Source organism: Frankia sp. CcWB3 (genome assembly GCF_977927595.1).
Window position 1 is genome coordinate 1 of the sequence record NZ_CDWRCK010000003.1, and the last position, 3,602, is coordinate 3,602.

Below are 3,602 nucleotides of genomic sequence, written 5' to 3' on the forward strand. Positions count from 1 at the left end.
GGATCTGGATCTGTCGCTGATCTTGTGATTCTTCTGGCCCGTCGTGGAATCGATCCGCGGCCCCCTCCCCTGGCTGCCGGTCGACCAGGTGGCGGACGAAACGAACGAGACGGACCAGGCGGGCACGAGCTTCCACCCCCGGCCCTGCCCGCCGGATTCCGTCGCCTTCCTTCAGTACACCTCCGGTTCCACGTCCGACCCGAAGGGGGTCATGGTCTCCCACCGGAACCTCGCCGCGAACCAGGAGATGATCCGGCTCGCGTTCGAGCACGATCAGGACTCGACGTTCGTCGGCTGGGCACCGTTCTTCCACGACCAGGGGCTGATCGGCAACATCCTGCAGCCGCTCTACCTCGGGGCGACCAGCATCCTCATGGCGCCGATGACGTTCATCCGGTGGCCCCTGCGCTGGCTGTCGGCCATCTCCCGGTACCGGGCCCACACCAGCGGCGGGCCCAACTTCGCCTTCGATGTCTGCGTCGCGCGGGCCGCCCGGGGGGATGTGCCGGACCTCGACCTCAGCTGTTGGAAGGTCGCATTCAACGGGGCCGAGCCCATCCGTCACGAGACCCTGCGCCGGTTCTCGGCGATCTTCGCGCCCCACGGGTTCGACGAGAAGGCGTTCTACCCGTGCTACGGCCTGGCCGAGGCGACCCTGCTCGTGACCGGCAGCCGGAAGGGCCGCGGTCCCCGCATCCTCGAGGCGGACGTCGAGGCGCTCGGTCACCGGCGCTATGTGCCGGCGTCGGGCGGGCGCGGCCAGACCCTCGTCGGATCCGGGCTCGTCCTCCCAGAGGAGGAGCTCCGGATCGTGGACCCCGAAACGGGACACCCGTGCCCCGCGGGCGAGATGGGCGAGATCTGGGTCTCCGGCGACCAGGTGGCGCGGGGATACTGGCGCCGCCCGGAGGCAACGGCCGAGGTGTTCCACGCCGAGTTCGACGGCGAGACCGGCCGGGCCTACCTGCGCACCGGCGATCTCGGCCTGCTGGTCGACGGCGAGGTGTACGTCGTGGGCAGACTGAAGGACCTGGTGATCATTCGGGGCCGGAACTACTATCCCCAGGACATCGCGCTCACCGTCCAGTCGGCCCACCCCGCGTTGCGCCCCGGCGGGTGCGCCGCGTTCTCGGTTCCCGGTGCCGACGGCGAGAAGCTGATTGTCGTGCAGGAGATCAGGGACGAGCAGCGCCTCACCGCCGACGCGAGGGACGTCGCCGCGTCGATCCGGGCGGCGGTGACGCGGGAACACGACCTCTCGGTGAACGACCTCGTGCTGGCCCTGCCGGGCCGGCTACAGAAGACCAGCAGCGGCAAGATCATGCGAGCCGCGGCCAGGAACCGCTACCTGGCGGCCGGATTCGAGATCTGGGAACCGGGGATGTCCTCCGTCGCCTGACGGATCCGCCGGTCCCCTGGCGGAATGCCGCCGGGAAAACCGGACCGCGGACCGGCGGCCATGCACGCCGCCGGTCCGCCGGGCCGCGGGCGCGGACCTACCGCCGCAGCGCGGCGGCGGGAACAGACTCGGGTCGGTAGGTAGCGATGATCTTGCAGAAGTCGAACGGGTTCTGCTCGACATAGGTGCACTTCGCCAGGTCGTTCCCGTTGAAGTCGGCGCATTCGGGCAGGCGGCCCTGGTTGTAGTCCCGGGTGGCGTCCCAACCGGAGACAGCGCCGATGTTGTGGGTACGGGCGAACTCCACGAGCCGGCGCATGTGGTCCAGCGTGAAGATCCGGCCGTTGATGTGGCGGCCGAACATCGGGCAGGCGCCGATCCGCCGCCAGACCTTCTGCTCGTCCCAGTCGCGCCAAGCCCCGGCGATGTGCGTGAACATGCCGTTAAGCGCAATCACGCAGCACTCGTAGGCGTCCGAGGGGGCCGTCTGGCCGAACTCCATCAGCATGCCGTTGATCAGCGACGGCTGGATGCCCGCGTCAGCGAGCAGATGCAGCAGACGCACCCCGTCGGGGTTGAAACCCACCAGGCTGCCGGGAGCGCCGTCGACTGGAAGCGTGTAGGAGATCTTCAGGCCGGGGTAGGCCGGGAGCACCTGGGAGATGGCGGCGACGTGCCGCTCCAACCCCGCCCGGTTCTGGATGAACGCGCCCTCGAAGTCGAAGTCGACGTGACTGACCCCGTAGTTCGCGAGGATCGCCCGATACGTCGCCACAATCTTGGAGACGTCGGTCTCCACATCCTCCAGGGGGACGTTTGACGCACCGCCGAAGGAGAGGATGACCTTCCCGCCCTGCGCGGTGAATGCGGCGAAATCCTCCTTGCCGAAATCGCCTGTCGCGGCCTCTCCGTAGCTCGGATAGCCGCCCCAGTAAACCTTCTTGTCGCCGCCCGGCTGCGCCACCAGGAAGCCGACGAAGAAACTGTCGATTCCGGACAGGGAGCCGTATTCGGCGAGCTTCGGATTCGGCCATGCGGTGTAGTCGACGAAGGGCGCTCGCGGCGCATCCCAGGTACCGGGGTCCGGGAGAGGGGCGGTGGTCGACGCGGCCACCTCCTCGGACAGCTCCGACCGGTTGCCGCTGACGTCGAACGCGCGGACCCGCAGGATGTACTCCGTCAACGAGTTCAACCCCGACACCGTGGCCTCGGCTGCGGTGGTCGACAGGACACGGGGTTCCCCACCCGGAGTCCGGTAGAACACCTCGTAGCCCGCCACCGCGATGTTGTCCGTGGACGGATCCCAGGTCAGGTGCAGGCTATGCGGCGCCCAGCCGGTGATGCGCAGCTTCTCCGGCACCGTGGGCGGATCGGTGTCCTCGGGTGGGTTGGCGTTCTCCCCGTTGACCGTAAAACCGTTCGGCAGCAGGGCGGGATCCGAGCCGGCGCCCGTACCACCGTTCTGCATCGCGAGGGTGAACTCCTGCGATCCCCTCGCCTGGATGATCTTCCGTTCGGGCGCCAGGCGGCCGGTGACGACGTCAGTCGGCCGATCAACCGGGTTGAACACCAGTCCGTAAACATTCCGGATGAGCCGGGGCGCGGCGAACGTACAGGATATCTCCGGATCCACCACGCCCTCGGCGGAGTAGTTGGAGATGGTCACCTTGAAGTTAGCCCAATGTTCGGTTCCGTTGGGAAGCCACTCCGCTGACGCGAACACAAGACCTTGCGAATCCGACACAGTCTGTCTCCTCCGAGGGTTCTGTCGGGTTCAGCCGGCATATCAGCGTGGCACCGCGAAGGAGACGTTGCTCCGGACGCGGGACTGATATGACGCGACCCCAAGATATACGCCGCCGTCTCGGTGGACGTGCGGACGCGCCCGCTGGCTCAGGGATCATCTTCGGCCGAGCGGGCCTACGGAAATTCTCGGTCAAGAAAGCCCCAAAACCGGAAACACGGTACCCCTGGAACATTCGAACGCGGCACCCCTGGAACACGGCGGTCCGGAACACGGCACCCCGGAGCGGCACGGAACCACGCACCAGGGTCTTGAGGCACCGCGATCCGTCAGCCCATCAACCTATTATGATCGGCGGAGACCGGATCTCGCCCGCCATCCGGACGTGAGCCCGATGACCCCGGTTGCGACGCATCGGAGGTGCCATGTCCACTCCCCCAGGCTCCACACCCCCGGGAT

At 67.6% G+C, this 3,602-nt stretch carries 2 protein-coding genes; one reads left to right on the forward strand and one right to left on the reverse strand.

The window, feature by feature from the left end:
• Positions 1 to 88 precede the first annotated feature (88 nt).
• Positions 89 to 1,399: a fatty acyl-AMP ligase gene (locus ACY5KJ_RS00710; RefSeq protein ID WP_462202474.1), complete on the forward strand. Its 1,311-nt coding sequence runs from the start codon at positions 89 to 91 to the stop codon at positions 1,397 to 1,399.
• Between the two features lie 97 nt (positions 1,400 to 1,496).
• On the opposite strand, the gene ACY5KJ_RS00715 is transcribed toward ACY5KJ_RS00710, so the two are convergent.
• The gene (locus ACY5KJ_RS00715) at positions 1,497 to 3,065 is read right to left on the reverse strand and encodes a chitinase (protein ID WP_462202476.1); all 1,569 of its coding nucleotides are present in this window, start codon (positions 3,063 to 3,065) and stop codon (positions 1,497 to 1,499) included.
• Positions 3,066 to 3,602: the final 537 nt, after the last annotated feature.